The 19,549-nt window shown below is 59.0% G+C and carries 24 protein-coding genes and 1 tRNA gene; 12 read left to right on the top strand and 13 right to left on the bottom strand.

The window, feature by feature from the left end:
- Positions 1–12: 12 nt before the first annotated feature.
- The 10 genes from A3709_RS02985 to rluC form a co-directional block, all read right to left on the bottom strand.
- The gene (locus A3709_RS02985) at positions 13–555 is read right to left on the bottom strand and encodes a DsbE family thiol:disulfide interchange protein (RefSeq protein WP_066049859.1); all 543 of its coding nucleotides are present in this window, start codon (positions 553–555) and stop codon (positions 13–15) included.
- A complete protein-coding gene (locus A3709_RS02980; RefSeq protein ID WP_066049856.1) occupies positions 545–2,518 on the bottom strand; it encodes a heme lyase CcmF/NrfE family subunit in 1,974 nt (657 codons plus the stop codon). Before A3709_RS02980 ends, A3709_RS02985 begins: the two co-directional genes overlap by 11 nt.
- Positions 2,515–2,964: a cytochrome c maturation protein CcmE gene (ccmE, locus tag A3709_RS02975; protein ID WP_066049852.1), complete on the bottom strand. Its 450-nt coding sequence runs from the start codon at positions 2,962–2,964 to the stop codon at positions 2,515–2,517. The genes A3709_RS02980 and ccmE overlap by 4 nt, the downstream gene beginning before the upstream one ends.
- Entirely contained in the window at positions 2,964–3,167 is a 204-nt protein-coding gene (ccmD, locus tag A3709_RS02970) for a heme exporter protein CcmD (RefSeq protein WP_066049850.1), read from the bottom strand. Before ccmD ends, ccmE begins: the two co-directional genes overlap by 1 nt.
- Positions 3,167–3,907, bottom strand: coding sequence for a heme ABC transporter permease (locus A3709_RS02965; protein ID WP_066049847.1), 741 nt, complete (start codon positions 3,905–3,907; stop codon positions 3,167–3,169). The genes ccmD and A3709_RS02965 overlap by 1 nt, the downstream gene beginning before the upstream one ends.
- 78 nt (positions 3,908–3,985) lie before the next feature.
- A complete protein-coding gene (gene ccmB, locus A3709_RS02960) occupies positions 3,986–4,672 on the bottom strand; it encodes a heme exporter protein CcmB (protein WP_066049844.1) in 687 nt (228 codons plus the stop codon).
- Positions 4,669–5,259: a cytochrome c biogenesis heme-transporting ATPase CcmA gene (gene ccmA / locus A3709_RS02955; protein WP_066049841.1), complete on the bottom strand. Its 591-nt coding sequence runs from the start codon at positions 5,257–5,259 to the stop codon at positions 4,669–4,671. The genes ccmB and ccmA overlap by 4 nt, the downstream gene beginning before the upstream one ends.
- A gap of 23 nt (positions 5,260–5,282) precedes the next feature.
- Positions 5,283–6,128 (bottom strand): tRNA 2-thiocytidine(32) synthetase TtcA, encoded by an 846-nt coding sequence (gene ttcA / locus A3709_RS02950; RefSeq protein ID WP_066049838.1) that lies wholly within the window; start codon positions 6,126–6,128, stop codon positions 5,283–5,285.
- Between the two features lie 65 nt (positions 6,129–6,193).
- Complete coding sequence (locus A3709_RS02945) at positions 6,194–6,832, bottom strand: HAD family hydrolase (protein WP_066049834.1); 639 nt, start codon at positions 6,830–6,832, stop codon at positions 6,194–6,196.
- A gap of 7 nt (positions 6,833–6,839) precedes the next feature.
- Positions 6,840–7,790: a 23S rRNA pseudouridine(955/2504/2580) synthase RluC gene (gene rluC, locus A3709_RS02940; RefSeq protein ID WP_066049830.1), complete on the bottom strand. Its 951-nt coding sequence runs from the start codon at positions 7,788–7,790 to the stop codon at positions 6,840–6,842.
- Positions 7,791–8,338: 548 nt separating this feature from the next.
- On the opposite strand from rluC, the gene rne reads away from it, so the two are divergent.
- The 3 genes from rne (at position 8,339) to A3709_RS23005 (ending at position 11,931) form a co-directional block, all read left to right on the top strand.
- Complete coding sequence (gene rne / locus A3709_RS02935) at positions 8,339–11,275, top strand: ribonuclease E (RefSeq protein ID WP_066049827.1); 2,937 nt, start codon at positions 8,339–8,341, stop codon at positions 11,273–11,275.
- 115 nt (positions 11,276–11,390) lie between these two features.
- Positions 11,391–11,480: transfer RNA gene (locus A3709_RS02930), tRNA-Ser, on the top strand.
- Between the two features lie 304 nt (positions 11,481–11,784).
- Positions 11,785–11,931 (top strand): hypothetical protein, encoded by a 147-nt coding sequence (locus A3709_RS23005; protein ID WP_156507545.1) that lies wholly within the window; start codon positions 11,785–11,787, stop codon positions 11,929–11,931.
- Between the two features lie 144 nt (positions 11,932–12,075).
- Here A3709_RS23005 and A3709_RS02925 read toward each other — a convergent pair whose 3' ends face one another.
- Complete coding sequence (locus tag A3709_RS02925) at positions 12,076–12,348, bottom strand: hypothetical protein (RefSeq protein ID WP_066049823.1); 273 nt, start codon at positions 12,346–12,348, stop codon at positions 12,076–12,078.
- A 414-nt stretch (positions 12,349–12,762) separates the two neighbouring features.
- Between A3709_RS02925 and A3709_RS02920 the strand changes: the two genes are divergently transcribed.
- Positions 12,763–13,179 carry a hypothetical protein gene (locus A3709_RS02920; RefSeq protein WP_066049820.1) on the top strand — a complete coding sequence of 139 codons (417 nt, stop codon included), beginning with the start codon at positions 12,763–12,765 and terminating at the stop codon, positions 13,177–13,179.
- A gap of 3 nt (positions 13,180–13,182) precedes the next feature.
- Here A3709_RS02920 and A3709_RS02915 read toward each other — a convergent pair whose 3' ends face one another.
- Entirely contained in the window at positions 13,183–13,560 is a 378-nt protein-coding gene (locus tag A3709_RS02915) for a carboxymuconolactone decarboxylase family protein (RefSeq protein ID WP_066049817.1), read from the bottom strand.
- Between the two features lie 92 nt (positions 13,561–13,652).
- On the opposite strand from A3709_RS02915, the gene A3709_RS02910 reads away from it, so the two are divergent.
- On the top strand, positions 13,653–14,633 hold the full coding sequence (locus A3709_RS02910; protein WP_066049815.1) for an LLM class flavin-dependent oxidoreductase: 981 nt from the start codon (positions 13,653–13,655) through the stop codon (positions 14,631–14,633).
- A 58-nt stretch (positions 14,634–14,691) separates the two neighbouring features.
- On the opposite strand, the gene A3709_RS02905 is transcribed toward A3709_RS02910, so the two are convergent.
- Positions 14,692–15,156: an SRPBCC domain-containing protein gene (locus A3709_RS02905; protein ID WP_066049812.1), complete on the bottom strand. Its 465-nt coding sequence runs from the start codon at positions 15,154–15,156 to the stop codon at positions 14,692–14,694.
- Positions 15,157–15,319: 163 nt separating this feature from the next.
- Here A3709_RS02905 and A3709_RS02900 point away from each other — a divergent pair, with 163 nt between their 5' ends.
- From A3709_RS02900 to trmA, 7 genes are all read left to right on the top strand, one after another.
- Positions 15,320–15,994, top strand: a complete 675-nt coding sequence (locus A3709_RS02900; protein WP_197484053.1) for a Bax inhibitor-1/YccA family protein — start codon at positions 15,320–15,322, stop codon at positions 15,992–15,994.
- Positions 15,995–16,057: 63 nt separating this feature from the next.
- The gene (tusD, locus tag A3709_RS02895; protein WP_066049809.1) at positions 16,058–16,450 is read left to right on the top strand and encodes a sulfurtransferase complex subunit TusD; all 393 of its coding nucleotides are present in this window, start codon (positions 16,058–16,060) and stop codon (positions 16,448–16,450) included.
- Position 16,451: 1 nt separating this feature from the next.
- A complete protein-coding gene (gene tusC, locus A3709_RS02890; RefSeq protein WP_066049891.1) occupies positions 16,452–16,817 on the top strand; it encodes a sulfurtransferase complex subunit TusC in 366 nt (121 codons plus the stop codon).
- Positions 16,792–17,100 (top strand): sulfurtransferase complex subunit TusB, encoded by a 309-nt coding sequence (gene tusB, locus A3709_RS02885; protein ID WP_082849839.1) that lies wholly within the window; start codon positions 16,792–16,794, stop codon positions 17,098–17,100. The genes tusC and tusB overlap by 26 nt, the downstream gene beginning before the upstream one ends.
- Positions 17,101–17,103: 3 nt before the next feature.
- Positions 17,104–17,421, top strand: a complete 318-nt coding sequence (locus A3709_RS02880) for a TusE/DsrC/DsvC family sulfur relay protein (RefSeq protein WP_066049805.1) — start codon at positions 17,104–17,106, stop codon at positions 17,419–17,421.
- Positions 17,422–17,427: 6 nt separating this feature from the next.
- Positions 17,428–18,438: a glycosyl transferase family protein gene (locus A3709_RS02875; protein ID WP_066049802.1), complete on the top strand. Its 1,011-nt coding sequence runs from the start codon at positions 17,428–17,430 to the stop codon at positions 18,436–18,438.
- Position 18,439: 1 nt separating this feature from the next.
- Positions 18,440–19,549, top strand: coding sequence for a tRNA (uridine(54)-C5)-methyltransferase TrmA (trmA, locus tag A3709_RS02870; protein ID WP_066049799.1), 1,110 nt, complete (start codon positions 18,440–18,442; stop codon positions 19,547–19,549).

Below are 19,549 nucleotides of genomic sequence, written 5' to 3'. Positions count from 1 at the left end.
TGACAAAACGCATTACTGAGGGCCTCCCTGTCCACCCAGCTCCCGGTAAATGGGCGCCAGAATCGTGGTCCAGACCCGCTCATCAACCACGCCCACATGGCGATAACGCACAACACCGGCGGCATCCACCAGGTAGGTTTCAGGGGCGCCGTAGACCCCCAGATCCAGCCCCAGAGTGCCCTCGCGGTCGGCGATGCTGAGAATATAGGGATCGCCGAGCTGCTCCAGCCAGGTGATGGCAGCGGCGTCATCGTCTTTGTAGTTAACGCCATAAATAGCGACACCGGCGGCACCCAGGTCGGTCAGATAAGGGTGTTCCACCCGACAGGACACACACCAGGTGGCCCACACATTAAACAGTGCCACCTGGCCGGTCACAGATTCACGGGTGAGCGCTTCGCCACTCCCCAACGCAGTCAGAGAAAACGCGGGCAAGGGCTGATCTATCAAGGCCGAGGGCAATTCCGTAGGATCCAGTTGCAGGCCACGGAGCAGAAACGCTGCCAGCACCGCAAACAAAATCAGCGGCAAAAACAGCTTTAATCTAGCCGGCATACTGGGCTCCAGAGACAGGTGCAGTCACGGCCCTGCGACTGCGATAACGCTTGTCTGCGACGGTCGTAAAGCCACCCAGTGCCATCAGTATGGCGCCCAGCCACATCCAGCGCACCATCGGCTTATAGTGCAGGCGAATGGCCCACGCACCGTCCGTACCAATGGGCTCACCCATGGCCACGTAGAGGTCGCGGAACAGGCCGGGATCGATGGCCGCCTCAGTCATGATCGAGCCACCGGCAAGGTAGCGGCGCTTTTGGGGCGCCAACCGGGCCACAAACTTGCCATCGCGACTCACCTCGAAGCGGGCCTCATCGGCGACGTAATTGGGGCCGCGAACCGGCGCAACTTCGACAAAGCGGAACTCATAACCGGCGACCGTTTCCACGTCGCCCGGCTGCATTTTGAGGTCGTGTTCAACACTGTACTGACTGGTGGCAACAACGCCGACGATGCAGGCGGCAAAGCCCAGGTGGGCGGTCACCATCCCCCAGTAACTGGCAGGCAGACGGCGGAATCCGCGGCCGATATCGCTGGCAGTTTTCACCCGGTTCCAGCAGTCTCTGGCCAAACCGAACACCAACCACCCTGCCAGCAGCACCGCCAGCGCCACCCACAGGTTGTAATCTGCGCCGAGCAGCGGCAGGGTCAGAGCGCAGACCACGGCCACCGCCAGGGGCAGCAACAATTCACTGCGCCACCGCGCCGGCGTATCTTTCTTCCACCGGGAAATCGGGCCCACCCCCATAAAGGGCACCAACAGCGCCATCAGCGGCACAAATACCGCGTTAAAATAAGGCGGCCCCACCGAGTACTTACCACCGCCCAGAGCATCCATCAGCAGCGGGAACAAGGTACCGAACAGAACTGTCAGCGTTGCCACCAGGAACACGACATTGTTGACCAACAATAGGGATTCCCGCGATACCCAGGCAAACGTTACCCGGCTGGCCACGGCCGGCGCGCGCAGCGCGTACAGGGTCAGTGACCCGCCCACCACAATGGCCAGGAATACCAGAATAAAGACGCCGCGCTCGGGATCGTTGGCGAAGGCGTGCACCGAGGTAATCACCCCGGAGCGCACCAGGAAGGTACCCAACAGACACAGCGAAAAGGCGAAGATCGCCAGCAGTACCGTCCAGCTCTTGAACAGGCCTCGCTTCTCGGTCACCGCCAGCGAGTGAATAAGTGCCGTCCCTGCCAGCCAGGGCATAAACGACGCATTTTCTACCGGATCCCAGAACCACCAGCCGCCCCAGCCCAGCTCATAGTAAGCCCACCAACTGCCGAGCATGATACCGAGGCTGAGAAACGCCCAGGCAACATTGGTCCAGGGCCGCGACCAGCGAGCCCAGGCAGCATCGAGTCGACCACCAAGCAACGCCGCAATGGCGAAGGCAAAGGCTACCGAAAAACCCGCGTAACCGATGTAAAGCAAAGGCGGATGAATAATCATGCCCGGGTCTTGCAACAAGGGATTGAGGTCACTGCCCTCGGCGGGAATGCCTGGCAGGAGCCGCGCAAATGGATTAGAGGTGAACAGCGAAAAGGACAGGAAACCGACGGCAATGGCGCCCATGACCGACAGCACCCGCGCCTTGAACACCAGCGGCAACGAGGGACTGAGAATCGCGACCGCAAGAGTCCACAAACACAGGATCAGACTCCACAGCAGCATCGAGCCCTCATGGTTGCCAAACACCGCGCACAGCTTGTACACCATTGGCAACAGGGTATTGCTGTTATTGGCCACCAGGGCCACAGAAAAGTCGTCCTGCACAAAAGCAATACTCAGGCAGATAAACGATAGCGTGATAAAGAAGGTCATACCCGCAGCGAGCCCGGGACCCAACTGCATAGACGCCTGATGACCGCACCAGGCGCCCCAGGCAGGAATCAGGGTGAGCGCAATCGCCATGCCCAGACCAACGATCTGGGAGAACAGCCCTAACTCAGGGATCATTGTTTCACCCCCTTGTGGTCAAATCCTGACTTTTCCAGCGCCTCCGCCACTTCCGGCGGCATATAGTTCTCGTCATGCTTGGCGAGCACCTCCGTGGCACGCAACACCCCATCGGCATCGAGCTTCCCGGAAGCAACCGCCCCCTGTCCTTCATCGAACAGATCCGGGAGAATCCCTTCATATGTGATCGGCACATCGGCGCTGAAATCGGTGATCACGAAATACACTTCGAGACTGTTATCACTGCGGGTGACGCTACCCTCTTTCACCATACCGCCGACCCGGATCGCCTGACCGATCGGGGCCTTGCCCGCAGCCACTTCTGCCGGCGGAAAAAACAGGTTGATATTGCCGCGCAGCGCATAGGCCACCAGGCCAATCGCCGCGCTGGAAAACACAACAATAAACAGCACCAGGATCAGACGTTGTTTGCGAACAGGATGCATCAGGTTTCCTCTGTGGTCCCGGTATTTGGAGCGCCCTGCTGGCGCCGAAGTTCCCCGGCCACCTGGCGCAATTGCGCCCTGGCCCTGCGCCCGGGCAATAGCAACATGAGCACAATTACGGCAAGCGTTATCGCGTAGGCGGCCCAGACATAGGGACCGTGGCCATCCATGTGCATTAACGTCTGGAAACTGTCGAAGTACATTACCGTGCCTCCTGCGCCAGCTTGCGGACCCACTTGGTGCGCGACTCACGCTCCAGAATCTCCGCCCTCATGTTCATAAGCAACAAACAGGTAAACAGCGCATAGAACGCTGTAATCATCAGCAGCAAGGGATACAACATGCTGGGATCAATGGTCGACTCACCGGTGAACTTGATGGACGCGGGCTGGTGCAGGCTGTACCACCAGTCCACCGACTTATAAATAATGGGGATGTTAACTGTGCCGACCAGGCTGAGCACGGCACAGGCTTTGCCCGCTGCCTCCTTATTGTCGTAGGCCTCGTAGAGCGCCACCACCCCCAGATAGAGAAAGAACAGGATCAACATGGACGTGAGCCGGGCATCCCAGACCCAATAGGTACCCCAGGTCGGCTTACCCCAAATCGCACCGGTGACCAGCGCTATAAACGTGAGCGCGGCCCCCACCGGGGCACAGGCGCGCATGGCCACGTCCGCCATCTTCATTTTCCAGATCAGGCTGATGCCGCCGGCAATCGCCATCACGTAGTAACCGGCCAGAGCCACTACCGCGGCGGGCACGTGGATATAGATAATCCGGTAACTGTTACCCTGGCGAAAATCGGGTTCGGTAAACAACATGCCCCAGACCAAACCCATTGTCAGCGCGAGCAGCGTGAGAGGAAGGAGGTAACGCAGAATGCTGCCGGAAATTCCGTACAGCCAGGGCGGCGATCCGAGTTTATGGAAGAAGGTCCACATAACGGCGGTGATTATACAGTCGCGGGNGCAGCGAACAACTGCACAGGCGCAAGTTCAGGTATTTTGATCAGGACATTATCAGGCATCAATACTTATCCTCAGGCCTGCGGCAATAGCAATGGGAGCCAGCGCAATCGCCAGCGAGAGCATGGCGCCAAGTATCGCCAGATAGGGCAAGGCGGGCGCCCCGCTAACCGCCGCCTGTACGGCCGCACTGCCGAAAATGAGTACGGGCATGTACAGCGGCAGTATGAGCAATGAAATGAGCATGCCGCCGCGCTTTAACCCCACGGTGAGTGCAGCGCCGATGCCCCCCACCAGGCTGAGCACTGCGGTGCCAATCAGCAGACTCAGGAACAGCGCCCCGAGCGCCTGCCCGGGCAGCCCCAGCATGAGCGCAAACACCGGCGAGACCACTGCCAGCAGTATCCCGGTTACCAGCCAGTGGGCGCCCACATAGGCAAGCACCGACAGAAACAGCGGCTGCGGCGACAGCAGCAACTGCTCCAGGCTGCCGTCATCATAATCACTGCGAAAGACCGTATCCGATGTGAGCAGATTGGACAGCAAGGCGATAATCCAGAGAATCCCCGGCGCAAATTCCGCCAGCGAATCCGGTGCCGGGCCAAGGCCCAGCGGGAACAGCGCCACCACCATGGCAAAGAACAACAGCGGATTGGCAATCTCAATGGGGCGGCGCACGGCCAGCACCAGCTGGCGCCGCAGCAACCGAAGACAGAACGCAGCCGTACCCGGAGCCGTCATTGGCTCAAACCAGTGCTGAGTGACAGTTGCTGCACGGGATAGGCGGCATTGATTAACTGGTGCGAGGTCAATACGACCGCGCCACCCTCGCGAGCGTGGGCCACCATTAACGCCTCGAGCGCAGCGACGCCGTCAACATCAATGGCAGTAAAGGGTTCGTCGAGCAACCACAAAGGACTTTGCGACAGGTACAGGCGCGCCAGATTGACCCGACGGTGCTGCCCCGCCGACAGCGCATGGCTGGGCACATCCTCGAAGCCATAAAGCCCCACCTGCTCGAGCGCTCTCTCGATCGCAGCGTCGCTGTAGATACCCTCACCGGCGACATGCCAGGACAAGTTCTCACGCGGCGTCAGCATGCCCTTAACACCGCTCTGGTGACCGAGATACAGCAGTGGCGCCGAGCGCTCCACGCGCCCGAGATAACCGTAGCGGGACAGCCCCGCCAATATCCGCAGCAGGCTGGTTTTACCAGCACCGTTAGCACCGGCCACCTGGACCAACTGACCGGCCTGAATAGCAAAAGACAATCCTTCAAACAGCTGACGCCCGCCCCGCTCCAGGGACAGGTTGTCCGCTGCGAGCAGCGGTGCGCTGGAAGAGGCGTTGGTCAGAGGTTCACCACGTTGACCACAGGGATATGCAGATCGGTGTCGATCTGGTCGGCCTTGAGGCTGTTGAAGTCGAACAGTTCGCCGTCAGCCAGCTGCGACGGCGCCACATTGCGAATGCTGCGGAAAATGGTTTCAGTGCGGCCAGGATACTGTCGCTCCCAGTCGTGAAGCATCTGCTTGACCTGCTGGCGCTGCAAATTCTCCTGCGAACCGCACAGGTTGCAGGGAATGATCGGAAATTCCTTGTACTGGGCAAACTCGGCCAGATCCGCTTCCTTGCAGTAGGCCATGGGCCTGATCACCACGTTCTTTTTGTCGTCCGAGAGCAACTTGGGCGGCATGGCCTTGAGGCTGCCGCCAAAGAACATGTTCAGGAACAGGGTCTCGACAATGTCATCGCGATGGTGCCCCAGGGCTATCTTGGTCGCACCAATATCTTGCGCAAAGCCATACAGACTGCCGCGGCGCAGGCGCGAACACAGCCCACAGGTGGTTTTACCCTCAGGTACCACTTCCTTGACAATGCTGTAGGTATCTTTCTCGAGAATGTAATAAGGAATGTCGAGACCGGACAGGTACTCAGGTAGCACTTCTTCCGGAAAGCCCGGCTGCTTCTGATCCAGGTTCACCGCCACCAGCTCAAAGGAGATTGGCGCCGACTGCTTAAGATTCATGAGTATGTCGAGCATGCCATAGGAGTCTTTACCCCCGGACAGGCACACCATGACCTTGTCGCCTTCCTCGATCATATTGTAATCGACGATGGCGTTACCCACGTTCCGCCGCAGACGCTTCTGCAGCTTGTTGAATTCAGTTTTTTCCTTGCGTGATAGTTCGCGCACGATTTCGGCCGTTAGTGCTTGAATTGGCGCGCATTTTACTTGCCCAAGGGCAGCGGAGTCCAGCGCTAACGAGCGCCGATGACGGCGATAAGCTCAGGGAGGGAATCCACCACCGCCAGGGGGCCGTATTTTTGCAAGCGGGAGACGCTGTGCACCCCGAAACTCACCCCCACTGAGGCCACACCCGCGTTGGCCGCCATTTCCAGGTCGTACTCGGTATCGCCCACCATAATGACCTCATGGGGCGCCACTTGCTGCACCGCCATGATCTCCTGAAGCATCTGGGGATGTGGCTTGGAACGGGTTTCGTCGGCGCAACGGGTAATTTCGAAGAATTCCTCCATGCCCAATCTCGCCAGCACCCGATCCAGGCCCCGACGGCTTTTACCCGTGGCGACACCCAGCGCATAGCCGCTGTCTCGCAGGGCTTGCAGCGTGTCCAGGGCGCCGGGGAACAACTGTGGCGGGGCCTCCTCATTGGCTACATAAGTGGCGGAATACGCCTTTATCATCGCCACCAGCTCCTCCTCCGGAATATCGGGGTAAAGCCGGGCGAGCGCCTCGCGCAAGCCGAGACCGATAATGTTGGCTGCGGCGGCATCACTGGGTGCTTTCAGCCCCATACCCGTCGCTGCCTGCTGTACCGCGACCACAATTTGAGCGACCGAGTCGCACAGGGTTCCATCCCAATCAAATATAATCATATTTCAATTAATTACGTAGTTTTTCTAAAGCCATTTCAAGGTCTTCATCGAGGGGAGCCTGGAGCTCCAAACGACCTACTCCCGGCAGTTTGAAACGCAGCTCATGGGCGTGCAGAAAGAGCCGCTTGAGACCCAGCTCACGACACAGCTGCTCCCCCTTCTCCGAACCGTACTTGGCATCACCCAGCAGTGGAAAACCGGCATGCAGGGCATGCACCCGGATCTGGTGGGTGCGACCCGTTACCGGCTTGGCCTGAACCAGCGTGGCGCGATCGAAACGCTCCACGACCGAAAATTCGGTGATCGATGGCTTGCCCTCGCGGGACACCCGCACCATTCGCTCGCCAGACTTCAGGGTATTCTTCTCCAGTGGCGCCTCTACTTTGCGCAGATTGCGCGGCCACTTACCCGGCACCAGGGCCAGATAGCGCTTGTCGACCCTATCCTCGCGCAATTGGCGGTGCAGCTCGCGCAGCGCTGACGCCTTGCGGGCGACCATGATCAGCCCCGAGGTATCGCGATCGAGGCGATGTACCAGTTCCAGATATCGATCCTCCGGGCGCAACTGCCGGAGACACTCAATCATGCCGTAGTTCAGACCGGAACCGCCGTGTACCGCCAGCCCCGAGGGTTTGTTGATCACCAGCAGGCTGCCGTCCTCGTAGACTACCCGCTCGCCCAACTGCGCGGCCCAATAACGAGGCACCGTAGGCGGCTCGCTGGGCGCGGGCGTACGCAGCGGGGGAATGCGCACCTTGTCGCCGGCCGCAAGGCGGTAGTCGGCCTTGACTCGTCCTTTATTGACCCGAATCTCGCCCTTGCGCAGCGCTTTATAGAGCCGGGTTCGGGGTACACCCTTCAGTTCGCGGGTCAGGAAGTTGTCCAGGCGCTGCCCGGAGTAGTCCTCACCCACGGTAACAAATCGCACAGTTGGCTTTGATTGTTCGCTATCTGACATAAGCTACGGAAATCGTTTAATTTTCCTTGAATTGCTGGTATAGTCCGCCCGCTGTGATCGCACCCGCCCGTGAGTTTTTCCGGTGCCGGTGAGTAACATTCCTGGCGAAGTGTGGGCCTGCTGATGAAATTGCAAGGTACCGCCAGACAGATCACATATTGAGGATGTCGAGGCGATGGCTTCAACCGCGGTCCGAATATGCCGCCAGCCAAGCGCCTGAATCGACATAAAATGTAACCGAGCAGCAGTGATTGCCGGGACACCGAATCAGTTAACGAGATATACCAGCGTCGTCGCAAGCCCCAGGTGCTGCGACACTAACAAAAAGGCGGAGTCAGTACCACAAGTACCCCTGCCGACGCTGCAAGGCTCCGCCGGATGGCGGCGTCCCTGGAACCTGGATGCCGGGAGAGGCATTTACCGATACAGGGCAGACGCCCAGTGCAACGCAGCTCTGCTGCAGCCCCTCCCTTAACAGGCTTGATTGCCTGCTCTCTAACTGTATTCCCTGCCCCGCCAGGTCTGCTCTTAAGGCTAATGGCACATCTATGAAGAAAATGCTGATAAACGCAACTCAACCTGAAGAGTTGCGTGTCGCGCTGGTTGACGGCCAGCGTCTGTACGACCTGGATATCGAAAATCGCACCCGTATCCAGAAAAAATCCAACATCTACAAGGGCAAGATCACCCGCGTTGAACCCTCTCTTGAAGCCGCCTTTGTCGACTTCGGCGCCGAGCGCCACGGCTTTCTGCCGCTTAAGGAAATCGCCCGCGAATATTTTTACCGCAAGCCGGAAGGTGACGGCCGTCTCAAGATCAAGGATGTAGTCAAGGAAGGCACTCAAGTTATCGTGCAGGTCGATAAGGAAGAGCGCGGTAACAAGGGCGCAGCCCTGACCACCTTTATCAGCCTCGCTGGCCGCTACATGGTGCTCATGCCCAACAATCCTCGCGCCGGTGGTATCTCCCGCAGCATTGAGGGCGACGAGCGCAGCGAACTGCGCGAAAACATGTCGCACCTGGAAATTCCCAACGGCATGGGCGTCATCGTACGCACCGCTGCCGTCGGCCGCTCCACCGAAGAGCTGCAGTGGGACCTGAACTACCTGCTGTCACTGTGGGAGAAAATTGGCGAGGCCAACGGCGAAGTCAAAGCCCCCACCCTGTTGTTCCAGGAAAGCAATGTCATCATCCGCGCAGTACGCGACTATCTGCGCGACGATATCGACCAGGTACTCATCGACTCCCCTGAAGCCTTCAAACAGGCCCAGGACTTCGTCGGCATGGTAATGCCGCAGTACAAGAGCCGCCTGCGCCAGTACGACGACAACATCCCCATGTTCAACCGCTTCCAGATCGAGAGCCAAATCGAAACCGCCTTCCAGCGTGAAGTGCGCCTGCCCTCTGGCGGCTCGATTGTCATCGACCCCACCGAAGCACTGGTGAGCATCGACATCAACTCGGCGCGCGCTACCAAAGGCAAGGACATTGAGGAAACCGCCCTCAAGACCAACCTTGAAGCCGCTGACGAAATAGCCCGCCAGCTACGCCTGCGCGACATGGGCGGCCTGGTGGTGATCGACTTTATCGACATGCTGGCCTCCAAGAGCCAGCGCCAAGTTGAGAACCGCATGCGCGAAGCGCTGGGCATTGACCGCGCCAGAGTTCAGGTGGGCCGTATTTCCCGCTTCGGTCTGCTGGAAATGTCACGCCAGCGCCTGCGCCCCTCTCTGGGTGAGACCAGTGGCAAAGTCTGCCCCCGCTGTAACGGCCAGGGCACCATTCGCGACACCAAGTCGCTGGCCCTGTCGATTCTGCGCCTGCTCGAAGAAGAGGCCATCAAGGATCGCAGCGCCGAGGTGCGCGCCATCGTCCCTGTCGACGTGGCTGCCTACCTGCTCAACGAGAAGCGCGGTGCTTTAAACGGTATCGAGATCGACACCAAGGTACGGGTACTGGTTGTGCCCAACCCCAACCTAGAGACACCCCACTTCGAAGTGCAGCGCCTGCGCGACGACGAAGTCGAAGGTCACGAGATCAGCTACAAGATCGACATGGCTGAACCCGACATGGATGCCATCACCGACAGCCACAAGGCGGCCATCCCCGTGCAACAGGCTGCCGTCCAGGCGGTAACACCTTCCGCTCCTGCGCCTGAAGCCGCGCCACGCGAAGAAAAGCCCAAGCAGCAGAAGCAGCCCCAAAACCGCAAACGCGGTGGCAAGCAGCGTAAGCCTGAGCCCAAGCCAGGCCTCTTCACGCGTATCTGGGCCGCCATTGTTGGCGAGCCTGAGCAGGAACAAAAACCTGCCAAGGGCAAAGGCAAGAGCAAACCCCAACAGCGTCAGGGTGGCGAGCAAAAATCTGGCGGTAACGGCAACAATCGTAATCGCAACCGCAACCGCAATCGCAACCGGAACCGGAATGGCGACAGCCAGCAGCGCGGCGATAACCGCAACCAGCAAAATCGTGATGGCGATCAGCAGCGCAAGTCGGAAGCCGGTGACAACCAGCAGAAGCGTCAGCGCAGCGAAGAAGGCGGCAACAATCGCAATCGTAACCGCAACCGTCGTCGTAACAACGATGATCGTCGCAAGCAGGACCAGGCGGTTGAAGCTAACAGCCAGGATCAGCAGCAGGATGCAGCACCCCAGGGTGGCGATCGTCGCGAAGATGCACCGCGCAAGCGCCCATCTGATATGAAGCGTGGCGAACCGCGCCGTCGCCGCAACCGCAGCCGCAAGGCCGACGGTGAACAGGCAGCAGGCAACGTTCAGGCGCTGGCATCACAGCCCGCCGTTAAAGCCGAAGCCGAGGCTCCGGCACCGCAGGCAGAAGCGCAGCCCAAAGTGGCTCAGGCTGACACTGCGCCAATTGAAGCAACTCAAGCTGCAGCACCTCAAGCCGAGGCGCCGAAGGCTGAACAGCCCAAGACGGAGACTCCGGCACCGGCTCCCGCCACCGAAGCTACCGCTGCACCCGCAGAGGAAGTCGCTGAAGCTGCCCCGGCAGTTGCAGAGACAGCCGAGGTTGTCGAAGAAACTGTCGAAAAAACTGCCGAAAAGACTGTAGAGAAAGTCGTAGAGGCCGAGCCCGCTACACCCGCAATACCGCCCGCCGGCATCACTGGCGATGGCCGTGCGATTAACGACCCGCGTGTCGCCGCCAAACCGGTGACTGAATTGGCGATCAGCACCAATACCTTCGCTCTGTTCAGTGACACCGTGGCCCCTGCCGCCGCGCACAGCGGGCGCGTCGTGCCCCGTGCGGCCAACGATCCCCGCGGCCCACTGACAACGGCAACACCGGTTGCTGAAGCAACCCCGACTGAAGAAGTTGCCGTTGAAGAAGCGGCGGACAGCGAAGCGCCCGTTGCCGAGGCTGCAGCACCTGCACCGGAGGCCACCTCCGAGACAGACGCACAGTCTGCTGCAGTGGAGGCGACAGCTGAACCCAAGAAGGAGCCAGAGGCCGCACAGGGCTAAAAAGACCTGAGAAAACAGGCGCAAACGGCTTTGGGCCCTTGTGCCTGTCTCTCCAATCGGTATAATCCTCGCCTGCTCCGTACCGCGGTACAGGCGCAAACAATTTGTAAGTTTCGGTGGGCTGGCTGAGTGGTCGAAAGCGGCGGTCTTGAAAACCGTTGAGGGTTTATCCCCTCCCGGGGTTCGAATCCCTGGCCCACCGCCATATACGAAAAGGGCACCCGATGGGTGCCCTTTTTTTGTGCTGCCAGCGCCAGCCTACCCCACAGATACCGCTCTAGTTGTATCGCCTCAATAAAATGAGCACCTCACAACGCACAAGCTAGTCGAATACATGAGCTTCGTAGCTCGCCCTTGATAATCCCCAAGTACTAACTAAGCTTACTGAGAATTCATAATGTTAAATTTTTGCTCTGGGCACGTGTTTTTCACTGACGGCCTGTTCCAGAACACCGCTGTTGCAACGACAACAGGCGCAATCTGACAGGCAGGAAAACGAGGATCTAGCATTGAAAACTTTCTACACCCTGGCCTGTGTGGCCCTGATCTCCAGCTCTACCCTTCTATCTGCTTGTTCCACATCGCGCTCAGACGCGCGCGTAGAAGCGAGAACAGAAGCGCGCACTTCCGAGCGCGTGGAAGATCGGCGTGACTGAGCCAATGCGATAACTGAAAGCGTGAACGACAAAAAACCCAACGGAACGCATCGCAGGATAATCGCGATACTCGTCGGGTAACTCTGACTTCGCATGGCCTCTACCTCGGTAGAGGCCACTTTCTCTCAAACCAGCTTTAATTTCCTACTGGAAAAAAGCCGCAGCACGCGCTTTGATTTCCTCGGCTTTATCTTCACTGGCATCGGCCAGTTCCTTTAGATACGCCTGCCCCTCTGCCAACTTCTCCTTGATGTCATTCACCTGGCCGAGAATTTCCTCGTCCAGGTCAGCATCCGCCAGATCCGCCTCGGCCTGAGCTTTGCGAGCGCGCGCATTGGCCTGCGCCGCTTCAAGCTGCTCGTCGTATACGGCCATCTGTTTTTCCACTTTCTGTTTCAATAAATCAATCAAACTCACTATCAGGTCTCCTGTCGTTCGATGAGTTAAACAGCGTAGCCCACCGGTGCGCGGTAGACATAAATATTTATCGGCGAGTTCAATAAAGACTGAAACGTATGCAGCTGTGAATCGCCACAGTCACTGTCAACCCCCTGCCACAGCGTTTCGCGTATACTCGATGGCAACCTTCGTCATCGCCTGCTGGGAGATAGGATCATCAAACACATTGCCTTTGTTGCGCTACTAGTCAGCACACTGTTTGCCGCCTGCACCCCTACCGCCACTGTTACCAAATCCTGGACAGCCACGAACCTGTCCGACAAGCGTGGTCTGCGCGGCGTACTGGTATACACTGCAGCCTCGAGCGAATCAGGCCGCAGGGCGTTTGAGCAGGAATTCGCAGAGGCCCTGCACAAACAAGGCGTCAGGGCAGTGGCAAGTTACACCCTGCATCCGGGAACCGAGATTAACCGGGAAGATGTAGCAAAAATAGCAGCAGAGGCCGATGTAGACACAGTGCTGGTCACCCTCTTCGCGGGACGCGATGAAACTGCCGTACTCCACCCGGGGCGCAAATACTACGGTGTCGCACCGGTTTACGGCACGGGTTATTACGGACGTGGACGTGTCTACGGCGTTCCCTACCAGGTCGGGGAAACCCAGGACTTTTGGGCGGAACACACCTCAGTCCACCTCACAGCGAAACTCTACGAGGTCAGCACGGCAGATCGGCTCTGGGAAGCGTCAGCCGGCATTGAGGAGAGCGATGACATCGCACAAATGCGCTCTGCCTTTATCGACTCTTTTATGGGGGATCTTGCGGCCCACGGCATCGTGGACCGCAAATAAAGATCAGCCCTCGTACTGATCAATCACCTCGCGCGCCACACGCATAGCAGACAGGGCCTGTGGATAGCCGCAATAAGCGGCGGCGTGCATGATGATCTCGCGCACTTCTTCAGGCGTCACACCGTTATTGAGTGCTCCGCGCACATGCCCCTTGAGCTCGCCGTGAGCCTGCAGCGCAATCAGCATGGAGACGGTGACAATGCTCCGGGTCCGTCGATCCAGCCCGTCGCGGGTCCATACCCCACCCCACACATGCTCCATGGCGGCTTCCTGCAGCGGCATATCCAGCTCCGTGGCGTTGCCCAGGGAGGCATCCACATGGTTACTACCCATCACTTCGCGACGAATAACTTCGCCGGCTTTCATATCTTCCAGGCTCATACAAAGGCTCCAACAAGGTAAATAGCGGTCATAGCAAGTGGCGGCGATCATAGCTTAAACTAGCGCCTTTGTAGCCAGTGCGCAGAGCAAATATGCAGTTATCGATTCTTGACCAGTCCCTGGCAAGACAACCCTCGGAAGCACCCACCGCCCTGAAAGAAACCATCGAAATGGCCAGGCTCGCCGAAATGCTGGGTTATCACCGTTTCTGGCTGTCGGAGCACCACGCCTTTGCCACCGTCGCCGGCAGCGCGCCCGAAGTGCTATTGGCCGCAGTGGGCGCGGCCACCGAACGTATTCGCATAGGCTCCGGGGGTATCATGCTGCCCCACTACAGCCCCTACAAAGTAGCCGAGGTATTCTCGCTGCTGAGCAACCTCTACCCCGGCAGAATCGATGTGGGCATCGGCCGGGCGCCGGGCGCCGATATGTCGACGGCTGTGGCACTGGCGACCGATGGCAGGCCAAAATTTGAACGTTTTCCGGAACTCACCGAGCAACTCAGCCACTACCTCTGGGACGACAACACCCGTCCTGTGGTCAGCCCGCGGCCGCAACCCGGCATTCCCCTGTGGATGCTCGGTTCCAGCGCCGACAGCGCCGTGTTGGCGGCACAGCGCGGCCTGCCCTACAACCTCGGTCTGTTCATTAATCCGCAGGCAGACCACCGGCTGATCGGGCACTACAAACAGCACTTCCAACCCAGTGAATTACAGCCCGAACCACACGCCATTCTGACCCTGAGCGTATTTTGTGCCGACGACGAAGAGCGGGCCAAGGCCCTCTGCCTGGCCCACGACCTGAACCTGTTTCGATTTTTCACTGGCGAGAGCGACGGCAGGTCACTGACCCCGGCAGAAGCCTGCGCGTACCCGCTGGGACCACGTGAAATGGCATTTATTCGCAGCCGCGAAGACAGCCGCGCCGTAGGCACCCCGGCGCAGGTTTGGGAGCAGATTAACCACCTGGCACAGCTGCACCAGGCGGACGAAATCATGGCGGTGACGAATATGTACTACTTCGAGGACCGCCAGCGCTCTTTCGAGCTGTTAATTGAATCTCGGCAGAACTAACCGGTCTCAGTGATAATGCTATTGGTAAAGTAACCAGACGGAACAGCAGCAATCAGAGTTAACTTTCATTACCCTCACGGTACAGTTGTTCTGCCCTGCCCTTGAGACCTTCACCGCAGATATTGAATCCCTTGCGAACCGCTTCGCCCATCATCTCGACCATGCCCTGTACCTCGGGGCCGGAGAATTCGTCGTAGCTGGCATAGGTGCAGCGGTTGTCGTCGATAGGCTCAATCACCTGCCAGCGCTCGGCGTGAATAGGATCTCCCGGCTTGTTTTCCATGGCCCAGGCAATGCGGTGTGGGGCCTCAATACAGGACATGTACTCAACCTGGTCACTGAGGCCGAAGCCAAGATCGACCTTCATCACGACCGGCGCACCCAGCACCAGCTCCGTCTCCATTGACGGGCAGAATGCGTTCCATTCGCCATAGTTGGCGAAGTCGACAATTACCTGCCAGACCAGCGCTGCCGGGGCCTCGATGGTGAAGGTATCGGACGACACCACGATCTGTTCGGACATATTTCCCCCTGTTGTGCCTATAACCCTACAAAAATTCCTGTAAATTCAGCAAGATAACCCTATTAAATTCAAGGCTAACAACCCTTTAAATTTGAACTATTCACCCTTATTATTTGTCCAACCGATACTCGCACGTGAAGTGCACCACACAACGGAGTTAACGATGCAAGACAAGAGTCTGTACAACATGAACACTACTGGCGTGGACAGTGTCCTGGCCACCAACAAGGTGCTCAAGAACACGTACATGCTACTCGGCATGNCCCTGGCGTTTTCTGCGGTAACCGCCGGCATCTCCATGGCCATGGGCCTGTCCCACGGCGTTGGCCTGATCCTGAGCCTGGTCGGCTTCGGCCTGCTGTTCGTCGTCCACAAAATGGCCGACACTGCCAAGGGCCTGCCCGCCATCTTCGCCTTTACCGGCGTCATGGGTGCCTCGATTGGCCCTATGCTCAACTACTACATGTCCATGCCCGGCGGCCCTGCGCTGGTTATGCAGGCTCTCGGTGGCACCGCGGTGGTGTTCTTCGGCCTGTCTGCCTACGCCCTGACCACCCGTAAGGACTTCTCCTACATGGGCGGCTTCCTGATGGTAGGTCTGCTGGTAGCAGTGGTAGCGTCTATCGCCAATATTTTCATGGGCATTCCCGCGCTGTCGCTGACCATTTCCGCGGCCATCGTTATGATCATGTCCGGCCTGATTCTGTTTGATACCAGCCGCATCATTAACGGCGGCGAAACCAACTATATCCGCGCCACCGTCAGCCTGTACCTGAACATTTACAACTTGTTCATCCACATGCTGCACCTGCTCACCGCCATGGGCGGCGACGACTAAGCGCAGCCAATCCTTGAAGACCCCGGTCCTTGGCCGGGGTTTTTTGTTTTAGAGGATCCGATTTTGATCTATNCCCTGCTGGTCAACAGTTCACCCGCCTCAGGCTCGGGTGCACGCAGCGCCTGCGCGTTCGCCCAGGCGGCCATTGCCCGGGGCCACCAGATCAACCGAGTCTTTTTCCTCGATGAAGGCACCACCACCGGCTCAGCCATGGCGGTATTTCCCCAGGATGAGGCTGACCGCCTCGCGCCCTGGGTGGCGCTCGCCGACAATCACAATGTCGACCTGGTGCTGTGCATCTCCTCTGCCCTCAAACGCGGCATGCTCGACAACACCGAGGCGGAACGCTATGAGCGCAACGCGGCCACCGTACATCCCGCATTCACCGTATCCGGCCTGGGCCAGCTGGTAGATGCCGGCGCGGGTGCCGACCGACTGGTAACCTTCGGTGGCTGATATGGCTGACAAGAAGCGCTACGTGGTGCTGATACGGCGCACGCCTTACGGCAGCAGCCTGGCGCGCGCCTCAGTTGATCTCGCTCTGGCACTCGGCGCCTTTGAACAAGACTTTGATCTCGTGTTTATGGGCCAGGGTGTACTGCAGCTGCAGCGCGAGCAAGCCAGCGAGGCCATCGGCCAGAAAAATGTCGGCCGTGCACTGTCATCACTGCCTCTGGTGGATATTGAATCTGTCTATGTGGAAGCGGATGCGCTCAAGCGCTACGGCCTCTGCGCAGGGGATTTGATACTGCCGGTACACGCCCTCGAGGCTGAAGGCATCAGGGCACTGCTCGCCGATGCTGATCACCTGGTGGGCTGCTGACATGATTCTGCATACCGTTGCCACACTCAGTACTCTCGCAGATTGCCTGGCGGTAGCCGGCGCCGACGACAGCATCTTACTCATGGGTGATGGCGTTTACGCGGCATTGGCCAATAGCGAGTTCAGCCAGACGCTCAAGGCCAGTGGGCTTCGGATCGAGGTTATGGAGAGCGATGCCAGCGCCGCGGGTATTGCCCAGGAACTGCTGGCCTTCCCCGCTACCGACATGGCCGGCTTTGTGGCACTGACCGAGGAATACCCTCGTCAGCTGGCCTGGTACTGACCTGTGCTTTCCGCCTCGGCATTCGACAAGGAAGGCTTCCTGCTGAACCTGGATGACTGGTCTCCAGAGGTCGCCCGGCAGATTGCCGCCGCTGAAGATATCGCACTCGGTGACGGCCACTGGGAAGTCATCGAGCTACTACGCAGTTACTACCGCGAATTCGACGCCTCACCCGCCATGCGTCCTCTGGTAAAATATTGCGCACTCAAGCTCGGGCCTGACAAGGGCAAGAGTATTTACCTGATGAGCCTGTTTCCCGGCTCGCCGGCCAAACTGGGCAGTAAAATCGCCGGCCTGCCAAAACCTGAAAATTGTCTCTGAGCTACTGTGACCACTGACTTTCAAATTCCTCGCGAAGAACACCCCTTCGCGCCCTACATTCGCATACTCGGCAAAGGCAAGACCGGCAGCCGCTCGCTGGACCGCGACGAGGCGCGCACCGCATTTACCATGCTGCTGCGCGGCGAAGCCGACCCCATGCAAGTTGGCGCCTTCCTCATGTTATTGCGGGTAAAAGAAGAGACCGGTGAAGAGCTCGCCGGCTTTGTGGACGCCTGTCGCGCCGTGATGACAGCGCCCCCAGCCTCCCTCAACGCCGACCTGGACTGGCCCAGTTATGCCGGTAAACGGGCCCAACACCCGTGGTTCCTGCTCTCAGTGAGCCTGCTGGCCCAGGCCGGATACCGCGTATTCCTGCACGGCGGCGATGGTCACACCCAGGGCCGGCTGTACACAGAACAGGCCATGCGCGCGCTGGGCCTGCCCGTGGCAGACGACTGGACCCAGGTGGCCCAACAACTCGACACTCATAAGCTTAGCTACCTGCCCCTGCGGCACTTCTGCGCACCATTGAATCAGCTCATGCAGCTGCGCCCCCTGCTGGGCTTGCGTTCGCCGGTAAACACCCTGACGCGCATGCTCAACCCCCTGGGTGCATCCGCCAGTATTCACAGTATTTTTCACCCGGCCTATGGCGCCCTGCATCACGCCGCTGACAAATTGCTCGGACAGCCGCGCTCACTGGTCTTCAAAGGCGATAGCGGCGAGGTGGAAATCAAGCCACAGGCCAAAACCCGCTTGCTGCTGTTAGACGGAGAGCAGGAATCCGAGCAGCTGATGGCGCGCACGATTGAGGGCAAAGCACCCGCGGTGGGACACCCGACCACAGCACCCTTACAGGCTCTGTGGCGCGGCGAGAGTCACGACAACTACGGCCTTGATGCAACCCTGGCAACCACCGCCGCTGCACTGCTGGCACTCGGTTATGCCGACGACCTGCCTGCCTGTGAGCTGCGAGCGCGGGCACTGTGGGACGCACGCAACAAGGAGCAGATCTGACATGCCTATGAGCAACGTCAAGCCGCAGGACTACGATCAGGTCCTGGCGGCAAAGCGCAACACGGTACAGGCACTGCTCTCGCCCTGGTGTCAGGGTGAGCCCGATGTGTACCCGTCCCGGCCGAGAGGGTTTCGGATGCGCGCCGAGTTTCGAATGTGGCACGAGGGCGACGCGCTCGATTATGTGATGTTCCGCAAGGACGACCCCAAAACGCCTGTGCCCATCGAGAGCTTTCCCATCGCCTGCGACAGTATCCAGGTACTGATGCCGATACTGCGAGCGGCACTGGCGGGCAACGAGGCGCTTCGGCGCAAACTTTTCCAGGTGGAGTTTCTCGCCACACTCTCGGGCGAAATGCTCGTGACCCTGATCTACCATCGCAAACTGGAGGAAGACTGGGAACAGCAGGCCGAAGCGCTGCGGCAGCAACTGCAAACCGACTCTCCCGGTCTTTCGATCATCGGCCGCAGCCGCAAACAGAAAATCGTGCTGGGCAATCACTGGGTCACAGAACAACTCAACATCGAGGGGCGCACGTACTCCTACAACCAGTATGAGCAGGCCTTTACGCAGCCCAATGCCCGGGTCAACATCAACATGATTGAGTGGGCCTGCGAGCGTGCCGCTGAATTGGACGGCGACCTACTGGAACTTTACTGCGGCAATGGCAACTTCACCCTGCCCCTGGCCAGGCACTTCGACGAGGTCATCGCCACCGAGCTCGCCAAAACATCGGTGCGCGCAGCCCGAGAAAATATCGAAGCCAATGCCAGCGACAACGTGCAAATCATTCGCCTGGCCGCGGAGGAAGTTACCCAGGCCATGCAGGGTGAACGGGAATTCCGGCGCTTGCGCGATATCCCCAAACCGCTTCAGGATTACGACCTGCGCACGGTATTTGTGGATCCACCCCGGGCGGGGCTGGACGATGCCACGGTGAAAATGGTGCAGCGTTTCGATGCCATCATCTACATTTCGTGCAATCCGCACACGCTGGCGGACAACCTGGCGGTACTGAGCGAAACGCACCAGGTGCAGCGCTTTGCGATGTTTGACCAGTTCCCGTACACCGACCACATGGAGTGCGGTGCCTTCCTGCAGCGGAAGTAA

This window comes from Halioglobus sp. HI00S01 (genome assembly GCF_001635445.1).
GTDB lineage: Bacteria > Pseudomonadota > Gammaproteobacteria > Pseudomonadales > Halieaceae > Halioglobus > Halioglobus japonicus.
The sequence above is the reverse complement of the archived record's forward strand: the minus strand, read 5'-3'. Positions and strand labels throughout refer to the sequence as shown.